A 17,803-nucleotide genomic window follows, 5' to 3' on the forward strand; every position below is an offset into this window, starting at 1 on the left:
TCCTCCGAGTAGTTCTTTCGTGACATGACTGAAGATCATCTCGCTTCCCCAGCAGGTGCTGGTTTCAGCGTGTCCAAGAACCAGGGTCAAGGCCCCAGCACCCCGACGCGTACAAGCAACTGGTGAGTCTGAACGAGCAGGCCGAAACCGCGGTCCAGCAGGCCGGCGTGGATCCCTTGCTCGCAGAACTGGTCAAGATCCGGATCTCACAGATCAACGGGTGCGCGTTCTGTCTGCGGATGCACACCCGTGACGCCGTCGCGAAAGGTGAGACCTCCGATCGGTTGGCAGTGGTGGCCGCCTGGTGGGAGTCGCAGTACTTCACGCCCCAGGAACGTGCGGCGCTCGCCCTGGCCGAGCAGATCACGCGACTGTCGGTGCCGGACTCCCGTGCATGGGACGACGGTTCTCTGAGTCCCGCGCAAGCGTCCGCGGTCGGATGGCTCGCTGTCGTGATGAACGCGTGGAACCGGGTCGCGATCACCAGTGGGTATCCCGTCGCGCCCTGAACACGTCGGTCTCACGCGGGAGAAGCGGCGCCCTCGATCTCCAGGACGAAACGGGTTGTCGCGTCGGCGAGGTCCTCGGCGTACGAGCGAGGCGACCAGTGACCCGCGTCGAGCGGGCTGACTCGCAGGTTCGTGACCCATCGCGAGGTGTCTTCGTATCCGACCGGCCGCACCGCAAGGTCCCGCAGATTCTGGACGAGCTGAACGGGAACATCGGTCCGCCGCGGGCGCGGATCGGCAAGGCGCCTGCGCACATTCGCGCGGTAGAGCTTCAGGCGGTGCACCATGTCGTCGGCCAGAGTCGGCGCGACCGGTGCGATGAGCGCGGGGTCCGTACGGTCGAACATGCCGACGAAGGCGGGCCAGTGCCGGGACAACCATCCCCGCAGCACCGGCACCGGCAATCCCGGGATCTGGAACAACACTGCGTAGGACGAAGCCAGGGCCTGTTCAGACGGCCCGAGCGGCCCTAACTCCTGCAGCCGCCGCCGCATCCACATGCCCAGATGGTCGAGGTTCGGCCCCGACACCGACGTGTACGACGCGATCCGGCCATCGGCTCCCGGCTCGCAGACGGCCTCCCAGCACAGCACCGCACCCCAGTCGTGACCCAGCAGGTGCACCGGCGCCTCCGGGCTCACCGCGTCGATCACTGCGTACAAGTCGGCGGCGAGATGTTCTAGCCGGTAGTCCGCGACGGCGCGCGGGACCGTCGAACTGCCTGCCCCACGGTTGTCGAAGCGAACGATCCGAAAGGTGTCGGCGAGCAAGGGAGACACGCGATCCCACAGCGCGTGCGTGTCGGGCCAGCCGTGTACGAGGACGAGCGTCGGCCCGTCCGGGTTACCTTCTTCCACGACGTGGAGCCGCACCGGACCGTTGGTGACGACACGGGTGATGCTCATGCTGCCTCCCGAAGACGAGAAGGTCGGCGGGACTCCACCGCGGCGACGGAAGCGCTGAGGGTACGCATGGGCGTCAGGTTAACGTAACCGGTAGTAATATGTAGCCGGAAATGGCTCTCGTCGCCCGAGGGCGGATGTCGACACCGCGAGGTCGCGCGTCGCAGATTCGACGGACGCACCCGATCAGCGCTGAGCCGCCCCGCTTGCCCTCACCGGGAGGCGGTGCAACTCGACCTCGCCCAGGGCGCCGCTCTCGATCGTCGCGGTCATGTACGTGCACTGCGGCTGACGGCGGCGATCCGTCGGGGAGCCCGGATTGAGCAGACGAAGACCGCCGGGAGCTGTTGTGTCCCAGGGAATATGGGAGTGACCGAAGACGAGCACGTCCGTGTCGGGATAGGCCGCAGCCATGCGCTTCTCCCGCCCCGCCGAGCTGCCGGTCTCGTGCACCACCGCGAGCCGCACGCCGTCGAGCGTCACCCGCGCGACCTCCGAAAGCCGCTCGCGCAACGCCGCCCCGTCGTTGTTGCCCCAGCACGCGACCAGACGCCGTGCACGTTCTTCGAGTGCGTCGAGCAGTCCGACGTCGATCCAGTCGCCCGCGTGGACGACGACGTCGGCGCGGTCCACCTCGTCCCACACGACCTCGGGGAGGCGGCGCGCACGCGCAGGGACGTGGGTGTCGGCGAGCAGCAACAACCTCATGCGGCCAGTGTGCCGCTCCCACCTCGGGGACACCAAGAGGAACGGCGGTCCTGGGCGCGGCGCGCTACCGCAGCGGCACACCCAGCAGCGCATCGACGGCGTCGGCGAACAACCCCGGCGCCGACGCATCGTCGCCACCCCGCTCGACCGCGAACCGCGCCCAGCCGTCGAGGGCAGCAAGCGCCTTCGGCGTATCGAGGTCGTCGGCGAGGTGCTGGCGCAGCCGCGCGATCGTGTCGTCGGCCGACTGCGCCGACCCCAGTGCGGCGGCCTGGCGCCACAGCGCGAGACGCGCGTGCGCCTGCTCGAGCACCTCGTCGGTCCATGCCCGATCGGTGCGGTAGTGCCCAGAGAGCAACCCCAGACGGATCGCGGCGGGGTCGACGCCCTGCGCGCGCAACTTGGACACGAACACCAGGTTGCCGCGCGACTTGGACATCTTCTCGCCGTCGAGGCCGATCATGCCGGTGTGCACGTAGTGCCGGGCGAAACGCCGATCACCGGTGACGGCTTCGGCGTGCGCCGAGGAGAACTCGTGATGCGGGAAGATCAGGTCGCTGCCCCCGCCCTGGACGTCGAAGCCGCTGCCGATGCGGTTGAGCGCGATCGCGGCGCACTCGATGTGCCAGCCGGGGCGTCCGTCGCCGAACGGAGACGGCCACGCCGGCTCACCCGGCCGCTGCGCGCGCCACAGCAGCGCGTCGAGCGGATTGCGCTTACCGGCGCGATCGGGATCGCCGCCGCGTTCGGCGAAGAACCGCATCATCGTCTCGTGGTCGTACCCGGACTCGTAACCGAACTGCTCGGTAGCGTCCACTCGGAAGTACACATCCGGGTACTCGGGGTCGTCGACGGTGTAGGCAGCACCGGAAGCGACGAGTTTTTCGACGAGTTCGACGACCTCGTTCACCGATTCGACGGCGCCGATGTAGTCGCGCGGCGGCACTACCCGGAGCGCTTCCATGTCTTCGCGGAAGAGCGCGGTCTCGCGCATTCCGAGGACCATCCAGTCTTCACCGTCACGTTCTGCGCGTTCGAACAGCGGGTCGTCGACGTCGGTGACGTTCTGCACGTAGTGCACGTCGTGCCCGGAATCGCGCCAGATGCGGTTGACGAGGTCGAATGCCAGGTAGGTGGCCGCATGCCCGAGGTGGGTGGCGTCGTACGGGGTGATGCCGCACACGTACATCGTGGCGGTCGCGCCGGGGGTGACGGGACGTACTGCGCGATCCGCGGTGTCGAACAACCGCAACGGGGGGCCCTCACCGGGGACGGACGGGATCGCGACATCGGACCAAGACTGCATGGCTACGAGAGTAGTGGAGCCACGCGATGCTCCTACCGGGGCACCCGGCGGTGGGAACGTCAGAACGCGGGCCACGGAATGCGGCGCTCGCCGTACGGTCGCGGCATGACGGGATGCTCGAGGAGGTCCTCGATTCGCCGGCGCAGCGCCTCCACTTCGTCGGCGGTGATGTGCTCACGCAGCACATCGGCGAACTCGCCTTCGAGCCGACGAGCGAGTTTGTCGAGGTCGGTGAGAAGTGCGGCGTCGATCGGGTCACCGGCCCAGCCCCACAGCACGGTCCGCAACTTGTCGTCCTCGTGCAGGCAGATGCCGTGGTCGATGCCGTAGACGTTGCCGTCGGTGCCTTCGAGCGCGTGACCACCCTTGCGGTCGGCGTTGTTGAGCACGATGTCGAGGACCGCCATCCGCTGCAGGCGAGGGTCGTCCGCGTGGATGAGCAGGACGTCCTCGCCCTCGAGGTCGCGGGCACGGAGAATCGGCAGCCAGCCTTCGGGAAGCGCCTCGGCCGGGCAGAGGTCGACGACATCGAGACGGGCAGCGGGTCCGTCGGAGGGGTCGGGGGTGTCGATCCAGCGCTGCACCATTCCGGGCCCGAACGGGCCGTCGCGCAACACGGTCAGCGGGATGACACCCCACCCGAGCGCGTCACAGATCAGATACGAGGCGACCTCGCGGCCGGCGAGGGTGCCGTCCGGGAAATCCCACAGGGGCCGTTCCCCGCGGACCGGCTTGTAGACACAGCTGACGACGGTGTCGCCGTACCGCGCGTCGCACACCAGCGTCGCGTTGCTGGCGTGCGCGACCTGCCCGACGACGGTCAGGTCGCCCTCGGTCAGCACGATGCGCAGGTCGGCGACGGGCACCAACTCAGTTCTCCTCACCGAACCAGGACGCCGGGTCGAACCCGGGGGTCCGCAGATAGCCGTTCGTCCGGATGCAGATGTGGCCGTCGCCGTCGATCGGCTCGCCGCACAACGGGCACGGCGCGCGTCCAGCCGCGATCACCATGTCGGAGCGCGCAGCGAACTCACGGGCCTGCACCGGAGTGAGGAACACCCGGACCGCGTCGGGACCTTCCTCGGTGTCGTCGAGCACCACGGACTCGTCGAGTTCGGTCTCGGTGACGGCGAGCAGCTCGACGACCACCGCCCCGGAATCGGAGTCCCATCCCAGACCCATGGTGCCGACCCGGAATTCGGCTTCGATCGGGGTCACGAGCGGATCGGTGTCGACCGACGGTTCGTCCGGTACGGCGGTGCCGAACCGGCGATGCACCTCTTCGAGCAGCAGTCCCATCCGGTCGGCAAGGATCTGCACCTGCTGCTTTTCAAGCATGACACTCACGATCCGGGAATCGTGCACGGCCTGTAGGTAGAACACCCGGTCTCCGGGCTCACCGACGGTGCCGGCAATGAACCGGTCCGGAGTACGAAACACGTGTATCGCGCGAGACATCGCACCTCCTCCAGTCAACCCACTCTGCCATGACCGACACTTTCATTATCCGCCCGTCTTCTCCGCGGGCTTCTCCTCCGGGCCGGAGCCATCGTCAGTGCCGCCCGGCACTTCTCCGCCGGGCACCGACTTCGGGGCCGACGGCCCGGCGAGTCCCGACAGGTCGGAGCCCGTGTCGTTGACCCGCAACACGAACGGGCGCGTGTCCGTGTACCGGATGACGCTGATCGACGCCGGTTCCGCGACGATGCGCTGGAATCCGTCGAGGTGCGTGGCCAGAGCATCGGCGAGAATCGACTTGATCACGTCACCGTGAGTGCACGCCACCCACACGACGTCCTTGCCGTGAGCGGCGGCGAGACGCCGGTCGTGCTCCCGGATCGCCGCGACCGCCCGCTGCTGCACCTCGGCGAGACCTTCACCGCCGGGGAACACCGCAGCGGACGCGTGCTGCTGCACGACCTTCCACAGCGGCTCCTCCACCAGGTCCTTCAGCGCCCGGCCGGTCCATTCGCCGTAGTCGACCTCTGCGAGCCGATCCTCGACGACAGGCTCCAATCCGCGATCCTGCGCGAGCGGTTCCACGGTCTGGCGGCAGCGCAGCAGAGGTGACCGCACGATCTCGGCGATCTCGAGCCCGGACAGGCGGGTGACGAGGTTCTTCGCCTGGATGTTGCCGACCTCGTCGAGTTCGACACCGGGGGTGCGACCGGCCAGCACGTGCGAAGTGTTCGCCGTCGACCGCCCGTGGCGCAGCAGGATTACCGTCATGGATCCAGCCTAGAGGCCACGACACGCGGCGTCGCCGCAGACGTGCCGCGGGTCGGGGGCCGGGTCACGTCGCGGAGACCACACCCGTGGCGAGCAGCACGAGCACGACCGCACCGAGAGCGACCCGGTAACCGACGAACCAGTACATCGAATGATTGACGACGAACCGGAGCAACCACGCGATCGCGGCGTAACCGACGGCGAACGCGATGAGCGTGGCGACGATCAGTTGGACGCCCGAGGCGTTGAGTCCCTCCCCCGCCGGCTCGAATGCATCGGGCAGGCTGAACAGTCCGGACGCGACGACGGCGGGAATCGCGAGGAGGAACGAGTAGCGCGCCGCCGCCTCGCGCGTCAGGCCGAGGAACAGGCCCGCGGAAATGGTGCCTCCGGAGCGCGAGACGCCGGGAATCAAGGCCAGAGCCTGTGCCGAACCCATGATCAGCCCGTCCTTGAGGGTGAGTTGCTCGACGCCCCGGCGCTGCTTGCCGAAGTGCTCGGCGGCGGCGATCACGATGGAGAAGACGATGAGCATGGTTGCGACGAGCCACAGGTTGCGCGCGACCGTGCGGATGTCGTCCTTGAACACGAAGCCGAGGATGCCGATGGGAATGGTGCCGAGGATGACGTACCACCCCATCTTGTAATCGTGGTCGCTACGTCGTCCGGCATCGAAGATTCCGCGGAACCACGCCGTCACGATGCGGGCGATGTCGCGGGCGAAATACACGAACACCGCGGCTTCGGTGCCGAGCTGGGTCACCGCGGTGAACGATGCCCCCGCGTCCTGCCCGAAGAAGATCGCGGAGATGATCCGCAGATGTCCGGATGACGAGATCGGCAGGAACTCGGTCAGGCCCTGGACGACGCCGAGGACGATCGTCTGCAGCCAGGTCATCGAGTCGCCGATCATGCGGACACCTCCGCGCCGCGTGCCGAGTAGCACTGAGGACAGGACTGGGTCGTCACCCGCGGAAGGGTACGTGGTGCCGGCGTCATCGGCGCGCCGGAAGGCGCCGAGTGCACGCCGGCACTAGGCTGGCGCCCCGGGGACAGCGGTGCGGTACCGCACGATCCCGATGCTGGGAGGTAGCGCGGCCGGTATGGAATACAGGACTGTAGGTGCAAGCGGGTTACGCGTGTCGCGACTCGGGCTGGGCACTCTGACGTGGGGTCGTGGCACCGACGGCGACGAGGCAGCGGCACAACTGTCGGCCTTCGTGGACGCGGGCGGCACGCTCGTCGACACCTCCCCTGCCTACGGGGACGGGGTGTCGCAGCGCATCCTCGCCGAACTCCTCGACGACGTCGTCCCGCGTGACGAACTCGTCTTGTCGGGAAGTTCCGGTATCGACACGACGAAGATCGGATCCGGTCGCGTCGACTGTTCCCGTGGCGGGTTGCTGACCCAGCTCGATACGACGCTGCGTGAGCTCGGCACCGACCATCTCGACGTGTGGCAGGTGGCCACGTGGGATCCGCACACTCCGATCGAGGAGGTCGCCTCCGCGCTCGAGTTCGCAGTCGCGAGTGGCCGCGTCCGGTACGTCGGGGTGCGCGGCTACCTCGGGTGGCAGCTCGCGACGGCCGCGGCGGCCGCGCAGCGACCTGCTCCGATGGTGTGCACGCAGGTCGAATACTCGCTGCTCGCGCGCGGCGTGGAGGAAGAACTGGTTCCGGCTGCCGCTCATCACGGTGTCGGGGTGTTCGCGGCGGTCCCGCTCGCCGGCGGTGTGCTCACCGGCAAGTACCGGTCGGGTGTGCCGGCGGACTCGCGCGGCGCCGACGAGGTGCACGCCGAAGAGGTACGCAGGTATCTCACCGAATCCGCGGTGCGGGTGGTCGATGCGGTCGCAACTGCCGCCGATGGCCTGGGTACCTCCCCCTTAGCGGTGGCGCTGGCCTGGGTCCGCGACCGGCCGCAGGTGGCGTCCACTCTGGTGGGCGCCCGCGATCTGGCGCAGCTCACCGGGGTGCTCGTAGCGGAAGAACTGGCGTTGCCGCCTGCCATCGCTGCTGCTCTCGACGACGTCAGCGCGTAGCGGATCGGGATCCCCCTCGTCACAGAGCAAAGGTTAGGCTACCCTCCCCAGTAACGTTCCAGGTTGTTCGGGATTCAGGGAGGTCGGCCGATGGCCGCTGTCGAGGTTGCAGGATTTGCCGAGCGCATCAAAGTTGATACGCAGGAGGCGCACAGCGAGACCGAGAACTCCGTTTTCGTCTCCGAACTGCTCGAAGGCAAACTCACCGTCGAAGCCCACGCCGAACTGATCGCGCAGTCGTGGTTCGTCTACGACGCACTCGAACGCATCGGCCGGACCTACACCCACGATCCGATCGTCGGGCCGTTCCTCTCCGACGAATTGCTGCGCATTCCCGCACTCGAAGCCGACCTCGACTTCCTGATGGGCGAGGACTGGCGGAGCCGGATCTCCCCGCTCCCCGCGACGGTGACGTACGTGCAGCGACTCGAGCAGGTCGCCGCGTCCTCGCCGGAAGCCTTCCTCGCCCACCACTACCTGCGGTATCTCGGCGACCTGTCCGGCGGGCAGATCATCCGCCGGATGCTCGAGCGGGCGTACGGCTACCAGCGCGACGGTCTGCGGTTCTACATCTTCGACGGCATTCTCAAACCCAAACCGTTCAAGGACTCGTACCGGGCCAAACTGGATGCCGCTCCCCTCGACGCCGCGCAACAGCAGGCAGTGATCGACGAGGCGATCCTCGTGTACGGACTCAACCGTGCGTTGTTCCAGGACCTCGCCGCCGACATCGACCGCTACCGGGTCCGGGCCTGACCGATGCGCGTCGCACCTCGCACGACCCTGACAGTCCTGCTCCTCGCCGTGACGACCGCCTTCGCCGGAGCGTGTAGTGCTCCCGCCGGCGACAGTCCGTCCCTGTCCGTGGCGACGGGTCATCGCACGGCGGTGGTCGACGACCGGAATCCCCGTCCCATCGGGACGACGCCCTCACCCCGTCTGCCGGCCACCGTGCGCGGCGCGGACGGGGTCGAGGTCACCGTCACGGACGTCTCCCGGATCGTGGTCGCCGATCGCTCCGGAACCCTGGCCCAGACCGTGTATTCACTCGGCCTCGGGAACAACATCGTCGGACGGTCCACCGCGATCTTCCCGGCGGGCGAACACATCCCCAACGTGACACCCGGCGGTCACAGCCTCAACGCAGAGGCCATCCTCGCGCTGAATCCGACGGTCGTACTGACGGATACCTCCGTCGGCCCTCTCGCGGTGCAAGAACAGATCCGCGCCACCGGGGTGCCGGTGGTGTTCGTCGACCCGGAACGCAGCCTCGACACCGTCGCCCCCGGAATCGAGGCGGTGGCGGCGGCACTCGGCGTTCCCGGGGCCGGCGCAGCGCTGGCCCGGCGCACGCTCGACGAGATCACCGCCGCGCGCGAATCCGTGCCCACCGATCACCCGGATCTGACCGTCGCCTTCCTCTACCTGCGCGGTTCTGCCATCAAAATGCTCGGTGGGCCGGGCTCGGGCGCCGACGCGCTGCTCGCTGCCGCCGGTGCACGCGATGCGGGCATCATCGCCGGTCTCGAATCCCAGTTCGTCCCGATCACCAGCGAAGCGATGATCGCGTCCGCACCCGACGTGATTCTGATCATGACCCACAGCCTCGAATCAGTCGGCGGACCGGAGGGGCTGACAGCCCTTCCGGGCGTCGCACAAACCCCCGCCGGAAAGACGCAGAACATCGTCGACATGGACGACTCGGTGTTGCTGAGTTTCGGCCCCGACACCGGAAAAGTGCTCGCGGCCCTCGTCGAAGCGCTGTACCGGACGGACGCCGCATGATCGCGGGTCGCCCCGGCGGCACCCTGACCGCCTCCCCCGGCGACCCGGCCACCGACCGCGGGGTACGCAAGGCCGGACTCGGACGCACCACAGTCGTCTTCGCGGCGCTCGGCACGGCACTGGTGATCCTGGCCGTCGTCTCGGCCTGCCTCGGGCAGGTGCCCACCAGCCCGGCCGAAGTGGTCGGAAGCCTGTTGCACCGCGTCGGACTCGACATCGGACCGATGCCTGCGCATCCCGCCGGTGAAGTGACGTTGTGGGAAGTGCGGTTCCCGCGCGCCGTGCTCGCAATGCTCGTCGGAGCCGCACTCGGTTGCTCCGGCGCGCTCCTGCAGGGCATCTTCGCCAACCCGCTCGCCGAACCCGGCGTGATCGGGGTGTCCTCGGGTGCCGCGGTCGGCGCGTCCGCGGTCATCGTGCTCGGCGGCGCGTTCACCTCGGGCTGGTCGCTCGCGTGGGCCGCGCTCGTATCCGGACTGATCACCACAGCGCTCGTCTACATGTTGTCGCGCTCCGACGGACGGACCGAGGTCGTCACGGTCATCCTGACCGGCGTCGCCGTCAACGCGGTCGCCGGCGGACTCATCGCGCTCTTCACGTTCGTCGCCGATCCCGCCGCACGCGATCAGATCGTCTTCTGGCAGCTCGGCAGTCTCGGAGGCGCGACATGGGACACCGTCGCCGTCGTGGCCCCACTGACCGCCGTCGGGATCGCGGCTGCCATCGTGCTCGCCCCCAAGCTCGACCTCCTCGCGCTCGGGGAGAACGTGGCCCGTCACCTCGGTGTCGACGTGGAGCGGGTTCGGCAGGCCTCGATCGTCGTCGTGGCGGTACTCGTCAGCGCTGCGGTGGCCTTCACCGGAATCATCATGTTCGTGGGGCTGGTGGTCCCGCACCTGATGCGCATGCTCCTCGGCCCCGCTCATCGGGTGCTGTTGTGCGCGAGCGCCCTTGCGGGTGCCCTGGTTCTCCTCGCCGCCGACCTCGGAGCGCGCATCCTCGTCGACAACGCCGACCTGCCGTTGGGCATGATCACCGCCCTGATCGGTGGCCCCGCGTTCTTCTGGATGCTTCGTCGTACCCGTGCGCAGCAGGGAGGCTGGGCATGAACCGGCTCCTGCACCGACGCCAGGACGTCGCAATCCCCCGGCGATCCGGCCACGGCACCACCACGATGCGAGCTGTCGGCGTGGAACTGAGCCGGGGCACCCGGGAGATTCTGCGCGGCGTGGACCTCGAGGTGCGGACCGGTGAGGTGGTCGCGCTCGTCGGTCCCAACGGTGCCGGCAAATCCACCCTGCTGGCCGCGCTGACCGGCGACCTCCCGATCACCGGGGGAAGCGTCGAAGTCGACGGCCGGCCGCTCGGCGACTGGTCTCCCCTCGCGCTGGCACGCAGACGCGCGGTGCTGCCGCAGCAGCACGCCGTGGGATTCCCCTTCACCGCCCGGCAAGTCGTGCAGATGGGCCGCGCCGCATGGGCGCGCACCCCGCGACAGTGCGACGACGACCGCGCCGTCGCAGCCGTGTTCGCCACCTGCGATGTCGGCCACCTCGCCGACAGGCCGTTCCCCGCACTGTCCGGCGGTGAGCGGGCAAGGGTGGCACTCGCACGGGTTCTCGCGCAGGACACCGAGACACTGCTGCTCGACGAACCCACTGCGGCGCTCGACATCGGTCACCAGGAGTCCGTGATGCAAGTCGTTCGGGATCGCGCCGACCGTGGGCATGCGGTGGTGGTCGTGCTGCACGACCTGGGACTCGCGGCCGCGTACGCCGACCGGATCTGTGTACTCGGACGCGGTGCGATCTTGGCAGACGGCCCGCCGACGTCGGTGTTGACCGAAGAACTTCTCTCGAGGGTCTACCAGTATCCGATCCGAATAACCCGGCACCCGGAAACCGGCACTCCCCTCGTCCTGCCGCGACGCGCGACCCCGGGGGCCCGGCCCGACGCGGACTGAGTCGGTCGTCACAGCTCGCCACAGTGGTGTCCGAGCCGGATGCAGCGGCGGTACGCCGATCAGGAACACTGGATCGTGACGCGCCGATGCGGATCGGGTCGGCGCGCGAGTCGGCGCGACAACGAGGAGCGAGAAAGATGGCCAGACCGGGTATCCGTGGGACCGCACTGGTGTTGGGGGTCGCGGTGGCTGTCCTCACCGGATGCTCGGCGGACGACTCGTCCGAGACGCTCCAGACCATCGAACCCGCCACTCCCGCGTCCGCCCCGAGCGTGACACCGGAGGCCGCCGGCAACGTTCGCCCGTTCGACTACCGGGTCGATGCCCTGGTCGTCCAGCCCGACACCGGCACCTTGGCGGCCCTCGCCGACGGCGGGACCCGCCTCCTGCTGCTCGACGATGCCGCCGCCGAACCGCAGGTCGTGGATCTGCCGGCCGAGGCGGCCACTCTCGTCGCCGGACCGGACCACACCGTTCTCGCTCCCGCGTCGGGTATCGTCGCGCAGATCGACACCGCCGACGGCAAGGTCACCGAAGTTCCCGTCGACGCCGACGCCCTCTCGGCTGCGGTTCTGAGCGACGGCCGGTGGGCGGTCGGCACGGCCGACGGCCGGGTTCTGATCGTCGATCCGGGCACCGGTGAGGTGGCCGAAAGCATCGGCGGACTCGCCTCGGCAGACCTGATCGCCGTCAGCGGGGACTCGGTTGCCGCACTCGACCGTCGGCAGACGTCGCTGACCTCGGTGGATCTCGAGGACGCCCACCTCGGGGCCGCGCTGCGTGTCGGACGCGGCGCAACCCAGCTGACCACCGATCCTTACGGGCGCGTCATCGTGACCGACACTGCCGGCGACGAACTGCTCGTCTACACGATCGACGAGCTCATCCTCCGCCAGCGCTACCCCGTCGGTCCGGCTCCGTACGCTGTTGCATACGACGACCGACGCGATCTGGTGTGGGTGACGCTCACCGGAAGCAACGAGGTCGTGGGCTACGATCTGTCGACCGGGACCGCGGAGGAACGCCATCGTTTCGCGACCGTGCGTCAGCCGAATTCGGTTGCCGTCGACCCGGCGGATGGGACGCTGGTGATCGCCTCGGCGACCGGCGACGGACTGCAAAGGATCCCGATCGAAGGGTAGAGATGGCAAGCGAGCGATTCAGCCGGTTCACCCGACTCCCCGTCGACTGGGACACCAGCAACGACGAATACGAATACGTACCGCTGCGGCTTCCGCGCGACGTCTCCCGGGTGAGCGCGTCGCTTCGCCTGGCGATTTCCGCCGAGTTCCACGGCTGGGAGTTGACGCGCCTGCGCCTGTATCCCGACGGCAGCCGCCGAGTGCTGCTCCGCCGGCGCAAAACCGGCCAATCTGTCCCCCAACCCACCGTCCGCTGATCCGATCCCGGCCGTCGCCGGGCCTGCAGGGAGTTGTCCGTGTACCGCTTGCTTCTTCGGCTGATGTTCCTTCTCCCGCCGGAGCGGGCTCACCACCTCGCATTCTTCGTGATGCGTCTCGTGACCCGATTCGCCCCCACGCGGGCGCTCGTCTCGAAGGTTCTCGTCACCGACGACCCGATCCTGCGCAACACCGTCGCCGGGGTGGACTTCCCCGCGCCGCTCGGACTCGCAGCGGGCTTCGACAAGGACGCCACCGGAGTCGATGTGTGGGGTCCTCTGGGTTTCGGGTTCGCAGAAATCGGCACCGTCACCGCGCAGGCGCAGCCCGGCAACCCCGCACCGCGCCTGTTCCGCCTCCCTGCGGATCGCGCCCTGGTCAATCGGATGGGCTTCAACAACCACGGCGCAGGTGAGGCAGCCAATCGGTTGCGGCAGCGCCGTCGCACCGTGCCGATCGGCGCGAACATCGGCAAGACAAAGGTGGTGCCCGCCGCCGACGCGACCGCCGACTACACCGAGAGCGCTCGTCTGCTCGGACCGCTCGCCGACTTCCTGGTGGTCAACGTGTCCTCCCCGAACACGCCCGGCCTGCGTGACCTGCAGGCTGTCGCGTCCCTGCGCCCGCTGCTCGCGGCGGTGCTCGACACCGTGACGGTGCCGGTGTTCGTGAAGATCGCACCGGATCTGTCGGACGACGACATCGACGCGGTCGCCGACCTCGCGCTCGAACTGGGACTCGCCGGCATAGTCGCCACCAATACGACGATCCGCCGCGACGGCCTCCGCACCGATCCGGCGCGAATCGAGGAGATCGGGGCAGGCGGGCTGTCGGGCCCGCCGGTCGCGGCACGTTCGCTCGAAGTCCTGCGACGACTCCACACCCGCGTCGGTGGGCGGCTGGCGATCGTGTCGGTCGGCGGCATCGAGACCGCGGAACAGGCGTGGGAGCGAATCCTGGCGGGCGCGTCGCTGGTGCAGGGTTACACCGGTTTCATCTACGGAGGCGGTCTGTGGGCGCGCCGGATCAACAACGGCATCGCACGCAAACTCCGAGCCCACGGCTACCGGTCGATCACCGACGCCGTAGGTGCCGGAACCCGGGTGCAGTAGCTCCCACCCCGATCGAACACGGCGGGTGACGTCGCAGCCACAGGGCGCGACGTCACCCGCTTCGGTGCTCTAGGCGACCTCGTAGGTCCCGGTGAGAAGTCCGCGCGCGATGGCGTGCCCGAACACGTTGAAGCCCAGGAATGCCGGGCTGGAATCGGGCGTGACGCCGTCGAGAACGTCGACGTCGAGTGCGTGTACCGCGACGATGTAGCGGTGGTAACCGTGGCCGGCGGGCGGTGCGGCGCCGATGAAGCCTTGGCCACCGCCGTCGTTGCGCAGTGTCACCGCGGACTCGGGCAGACCTGCGGCTCCGGGGGTGCCGGCGCCGCTGGGCAACTCGGTGACGGTGGCCGGAATATTCGCGACGGCCCAATGCCAGAATCCCGAACCCGTGGGCGCATCCGGGTCGAACACCGTGACGACGAAGCTCTTCGTCTCCGCGGGAAATCCGGACCACGACAACTGCGGCGAGACGTCACCGCCGCCGGGAATCCCGAATGATCCGCTCGCCTGGGGGAGTTTCCATGCCTCGCCCTCGGCGAAATCCTCGCTGGTGACGTCGAACGTCGGCAACTCGGGCAGGAACTTGTACGGGTCGTAATCGAAGGCCATACCGGTCCTTTCGTGATCGGGATTCAACTGGTTCAGGCGTGCATGAGGAAGTGTTCCATGACACGGGTACCGAAGTGCAGCGCGTCGACGGGGACACGCTCGTCGACGCCGTGGAACAGAGCCGCGAAATCGAGTTCCGGGGGCAACTGCAACGGCGCGAAGCCGAAGCAGCGGATTCCCAATCGTGCGAACGCCTTTGCGTCGGTACCGGCGGAGAGCATGTACGGCACGGTGCGTCCGATGGGGTCGTGCGCGAGGATCGCCGCGTTCATCGCGTCCACGAGATCGCCGTCGAAAGTGGTTTCGTACGACTCGAGGCTCGTGATCCATTCTCGGGTGACGTCCGGGCCGATCAGTTCGTCCACAGTGCGTTCGAACTCGGCGAGGCGACCGGGCAGGATTCTGCAGTCGACCATCGCGTGAGCGATACGCGGGATCACGTTGGCCTTGTAGCCCGCGTCCAGCATGGTGGGGTTCGCGGTGTCACGCAGCGTCGCACCGACAATGCGGGCGATCGACCCGAGTTTCGCGAGAGTGCCGTCGAGATCCGGAGAGGCCGGATCTAGATCGAGGCCCGTCTCCTCCCCCACCACCGTCAGGAACTCGGCGACCGAATCGTTGACGACGAGCGGAAACGTGTGGGAGCCCAGTCGCGCGACGGCCTGCGACAGCACGGTGACGGCGTTGTCCTCGTGCAGGAACGAACCGTGGCCGGCGACGCCCGTGGCCGTCAGCCGCAGCCAGCCCATTCCCTTCTCTGCCGTTTCGACCATGTAGAGGCGGCGTTCACTGCCGTCGGGACGCGGCACGGTGAGCGAGAATCCGCCCACTTCACCGACGGCCTCGGTGACGCCCTCGAACAGGTCGGGCCGGTGGTCGACGAGCCACTGCGACCCGAACTTGCCGCCGGCTTCCTCGTCGGCCAGAAACGCGAACACGAGATCTCGGGGCGGCACGATGTTTTCGGCTTTGAAGTAGCGTGCGACCGCGATCATCATGCCGACCATGTCCTTCATGTCGACCGCACCGCGTCCCCAGACGTAACCGTTCTCCACTGCCCCGGAGAACGGGTGGACGCTCCAGTCGGCGGGTTCGGCAGGCACCACATCGAGGTGCCCGTGCAGGAGCAGCGCGCCGCGGGACGGATCGGAGCCCGGCAGTCGAGCGAAGACGTTGCCGCGACCCGGTGCACCGGACTCGATGTAGACGGTCTCGTACCCCACCTCTTCGAGGAGCGAGGCGACCCATTCGGCACACTCGCGCTCACCGCGGGTGGTGGCGGGGTCGCCGGTGTTGGTGGTGTCGAAACGGATCAATCGGGAGACGAGATCGACGACCTCCGCCTCGGCGCGGGACGGACGGTGAGCACTCGAGTGTGTGACCATGCATGCATGTCTACCATTGCCCGCGGTGCGGATCGGTGCAGGTGAGGGTGCCGATTTGGGGCGGGGGGCTCGGTGGGATAGTCTTTCACAGCACCCGCCGGAGCGGGCGCAAGCATCAGTCCGAGTGGCGGAATGGCAGACGCGCTAGCTTGAGGTGCTAGTGTCCTATTAACGGACGTGGGGGTTCAAGTCCCCCCTCGGACACTCTGAGTTGAGACAGACGATGAAGGCCCCGAACCGCAAGGTTCGGGGCCTTTGTCGTGGTGCCGGGAACCTGCCCGTTCATGGCTCGCGAGTAGCCCAAACCGTCCGCCCGGCGCGATATCGAGGCGTTTTGGGAATCGACACCGGCATGCGCTACTGTTTTCTTCAGCGCCCGCGGGAGCGGGTGCTACCGGCATGTCCCTCGTGGACGTCGGTCCGAGTGGCGGAATGGCAGACGCGCTAGCTTGAGGTGCTAGTGTCCTATTAACGGACGTGGGGGTTCAAGTCCCCCCTCGGACACTCCCGGCAGTTCCACGAACTGCAACCACACGAGGTCACGAACTCGAAAGAGATTGTGGCCTCGTTTTCGTATGTCGGCACCGAAAACCTCACCGACAGCGACAGCGACAGCGACAAACTCGACGTTTTCCGACGCCACCACGGTCTCGACCGAGTGCCGCCTCATCTCGCCCGAGAGGTCGAAGTGAGAGCCCGATCATCGCGGTCGTCCGTGATAGATGTTGCGCATGGAGTCCCCCGCCGAAGTTCTCGACCGCATCGTCGCGTTCGCGTCGGCTCACGATGGCATCGAGGCGGTGATCCAGACCGGTTCCCGCGCGCGCAACCAACGAGTCGATCGCTTCTCCGATTTCGATATCGAACTCGTCGGTCCTGCTATGCCCGCTTTGGCCGGTGACGACGGTTGGGCAGCACCGCTCGGAGACCAGCTGGTGAGCATTCATCTCGCCAACGAGGAGAACCACGCACCGGACTGGCCGACGTACCTCGTTGTCCTGGCTGGTGGACGGAAGATCGACTTGACCCTTGCAGGTCCGGAGCGGATCACCAGGATGGTCGATGGTGGCCTGGACCCGCTCTACCAGCGCGGCTACCGCGTGCTCCTGGACAAGACCGGGATCGCCGCCGCGCTTCCCACTCCCGCCGGCCCGCCCACCGAGGCTCGGCCGACCGAGTCCGAGTTCGTGTCGAATCAGCGAGAGTTCTGGTTCGAGGCGACCCAGATCCCCATCTACATCGCACGCGGGGACCTGTGGCCGGCTCACTTACGGCTGGAGGGAATTCGGTCACTGCTACTGGCCGTGCTGGAGTGGCATGCCAGGTTGCTGAGGGTCGACCCGGTGGACACCTGGCACAATGGCCATCACATCGATGAATGGCTCGCCCCCGCATATCACGACCGCATCCTCGAACTGTTCGCTCTCTACACCCGCGACGATCTGTCCCGCGCACTGCGCGCCACCACCGAGTTGTATGCGCAGGCAGTCGCCGAAATCGCTGCCCTGTATCCACTTCCCGATCTCGGACTCCTCCCGGCGGTCACACAACACATCGGCCGGGTTCTGCAGGCCGACACCGAGGGCGTTCGAGCAACTCCGACGGAACTTCCCGCAACGGGTGATCTCTCCGCGCCCGCCTAGCGGCCCGGCAGGATCAAGCCGCAGGTGGTGCCCGTACCGGCTGCATTCGAAACAGAATGCGGGATCAGTCGAGGTAATCCCCATTCACGAGACCGGCCCCGGAATCGGCGCGCTGTCCTTGCTGGGGGTTTCTGGGAATTATTCTGTATTTCTAGGGATTCCGTACGGTTCGGTATTTCATTCGATATTCCCTGCGATAGGTCGTTC

The 17,803-nt window shown here is 67.7% G+C and carries 18 protein-coding genes, 2 tRNA genes and 1 pseudogene; 12 read left to right on the forward strand and 9 right to left on the reverse strand.

Translation table 11 applies throughout. The annotated features are described in order from the left end of the window. Window positions 1–95 precede the first annotated feature (95 nt). A pseudogene (locus tag AC0B44_RS15015) lies at window positions 96–509 on the forward strand (carboxymuconolactone decarboxylase family protein); the annotation flags it as partial. Between the two features lie 11 nt (window positions 510–520). Here AC0B44_RS15015 and AC0B44_RS15020 read toward each other — a convergent pair. From AC0B44_RS15020 to AC0B44_RS15050, 7 genes are all read right to left on the reverse strand, one after another. Next, entirely contained in the window at window positions 521–1,414 is an 894-nt protein-coding gene (locus AC0B44_RS15020; RefSeq protein ID WP_471903644.1) for an alpha/beta fold hydrolase, read from the reverse strand. 183 nt (window positions 1,415–1,597) lie between these two features. Continuing rightward, complete coding sequence (locus AC0B44_RS15025; protein WP_471903645.1) at window positions 1,598–2,119, reverse strand: metallophosphoesterase family protein; 522 nt, start codon at window positions 2,117–2,119, stop codon at window positions 1,598–1,600. Between the two features lie 64 nt (window positions 2,120–2,183). Then, entirely contained in the window at window positions 2,184–3,425 is a 1,242-nt protein-coding gene (mshC, locus tag AC0B44_RS15030) for a cysteine--1-D-myo-inosityl 2-amino-2-deoxy-alpha-D-glucopyranoside ligase (RefSeq protein WP_471903646.1), read from the reverse strand. Window positions 3,426–3,484: 59 nt separating this feature from the next. Next, window positions 3,485–4,291, reverse strand: coding sequence for an SCO1664 family protein (locus AC0B44_RS15035; protein WP_471903647.1), 807 nt, complete (start codon window positions 4,289–4,291; stop codon window positions 3,485–3,487). 4 nt (window positions 4,292–4,295) lie between these two features. Next, a complete protein-coding gene (locus AC0B44_RS15040; protein WP_471903648.1) occupies window positions 4,296–4,883 on the reverse strand; it encodes a DUF3090 domain-containing protein in 588 nt (195 codons plus the stop codon). 45 nt (window positions 4,884–4,928) lie between these two features. Continuing rightward, window positions 4,929–5,654, reverse strand: coding sequence for a histidine phosphatase family protein (locus tag AC0B44_RS15045; protein WP_471903649.1), 726 nt, complete (start codon window positions 5,652–5,654; stop codon window positions 4,929–4,931). Between the two features lie 64 nt (window positions 5,655–5,718). Next, window positions 5,719–6,564: an undecaprenyl-diphosphate phosphatase gene (locus AC0B44_RS15050; protein ID WP_471903772.1), complete on the reverse strand. Its 846-nt coding sequence runs from the start codon at window positions 6,562–6,564 to the stop codon at window positions 5,719–5,721. A gap of 193 nt (window positions 6,565–6,757) precedes the next feature. Here AC0B44_RS15050 and AC0B44_RS15055 point away from each other — a divergent pair, with 193 nt between their 5' ends. From AC0B44_RS15055 to AC0B44_RS15090, 8 genes are all read left to right on the forward strand, one after another. Then, a complete protein-coding gene (locus AC0B44_RS15055; protein ID WP_471903650.1) occupies window positions 6,758–7,696 on the forward strand; it encodes an aldo/keto reductase in 939 nt (312 codons plus the stop codon). A 90-nt stretch (window positions 7,697–7,786) separates the two neighbouring features. Then, a complete protein-coding gene (locus AC0B44_RS15060) occupies window positions 7,787–8,452 on the forward strand; it encodes a biliverdin-producing heme oxygenase (RefSeq protein ID WP_471903651.1) in 666 nt (221 codons plus the stop codon). A 3-nt stretch (window positions 8,453–8,455) separates the two neighbouring features. Then, a complete protein-coding gene (locus AC0B44_RS15065) occupies window positions 8,456–9,481 on the forward strand; it encodes a heme/hemin ABC transporter substrate-binding protein (protein ID WP_471903652.1) in 1,026 nt (341 codons plus the stop codon). Beyond that, the gene (locus AC0B44_RS15070) at window positions 9,478–10,590 is read left to right on the forward strand and encodes a FecCD family ABC transporter permease (protein WP_471903653.1); all 1,113 of its coding nucleotides are present in this window, start codon (window positions 9,478–9,480) and stop codon (window positions 10,588–10,590) included. The genes AC0B44_RS15065 and AC0B44_RS15070 overlap by 4 nt, the downstream gene beginning before the upstream one ends. Continuing rightward, entirely contained in the window at window positions 10,587–11,444 is an 858-nt protein-coding gene (locus AC0B44_RS15075; protein WP_471903654.1) for a heme ABC transporter ATP-binding protein, read from the forward strand. Before AC0B44_RS15070 ends, AC0B44_RS15075 begins: the two co-directional genes overlap by 4 nt. 137 nt (window positions 11,445–11,581) lie before the next feature. Continuing rightward, entirely contained in the window at window positions 11,582–12,586 is a 1,005-nt protein-coding gene (locus tag AC0B44_RS15080) for an NHL repeat-containing protein (protein WP_471903655.1), read from the forward strand. A gap of 2 nt (window positions 12,587–12,588) precedes the next feature. Then, window positions 12,589–12,843 carry a DUF5703 family protein gene (locus AC0B44_RS15085; protein WP_471903656.1) on the forward strand — a complete coding sequence of 85 codons (255 nt, stop codon included), beginning with the start codon at window positions 12,589–12,591 and terminating at the stop codon, window positions 12,841–12,843. 39 nt (window positions 12,844–12,882) lie between these two features. Further along, complete coding sequence (locus AC0B44_RS15090; protein ID WP_471903657.1) at window positions 12,883–13,956, forward strand: quinone-dependent dihydroorotate dehydrogenase; 1,074 nt, start codon at window positions 12,883–12,885, stop codon at window positions 13,954–13,956. 69 nt (window positions 13,957–14,025) lie between these two features. Here AC0B44_RS15090 and AC0B44_RS15095 read toward each other — a convergent pair whose 3' ends face one another. Beyond that, entirely contained in the window at window positions 14,026–14,568 is a 543-nt protein-coding gene (locus AC0B44_RS15095) for a YbhB/YbcL family Raf kinase inhibitor-like protein (protein ID WP_471903658.1), read from the reverse strand. 32 nt (window positions 14,569–14,600) lie between these two features. Next, complete coding sequence (locus tag AC0B44_RS15100) at window positions 14,601–15,953, reverse strand: M20/M25/M40 family metallo-hydrolase (RefSeq protein ID WP_471903659.1); 1,353 nt, start codon at window positions 15,951–15,953, stop codon at window positions 14,601–14,603. A 118-nt stretch (window positions 15,954–16,071) separates the two neighbouring features. On the opposite strand from AC0B44_RS15100, the gene AC0B44_RS15105 reads away from it, so the two are divergent. From AC0B44_RS15105 to AC0B44_RS15115, 3 genes are all read left to right on the forward strand, one after another. Beyond that, window positions 16,072–16,157, forward strand: a tRNA-Leu gene (locus AC0B44_RS15105). A gap of 214 nt (window positions 16,158–16,371) precedes the next feature. After that, a tRNA-Leu gene (locus AC0B44_RS15110) sits at window positions 16,372–16,457 on the forward strand. Between the two features lie 227 nt (window positions 16,458–16,684). Next, complete coding sequence (locus tag AC0B44_RS15115) at window positions 16,685–17,596, forward strand: aminoglycoside 6-adenylyltransferase (protein ID WP_471903660.1); 912 nt, start codon at window positions 16,685–16,687, stop codon at window positions 17,594–17,596. The last annotated feature ends 207 nt before the right edge of the window (window positions 17,597–17,803 follow it).

The sequence above is a fragment of the Rhodococcus sp. NPDC019050 genome (assembly GCF_055664235.1).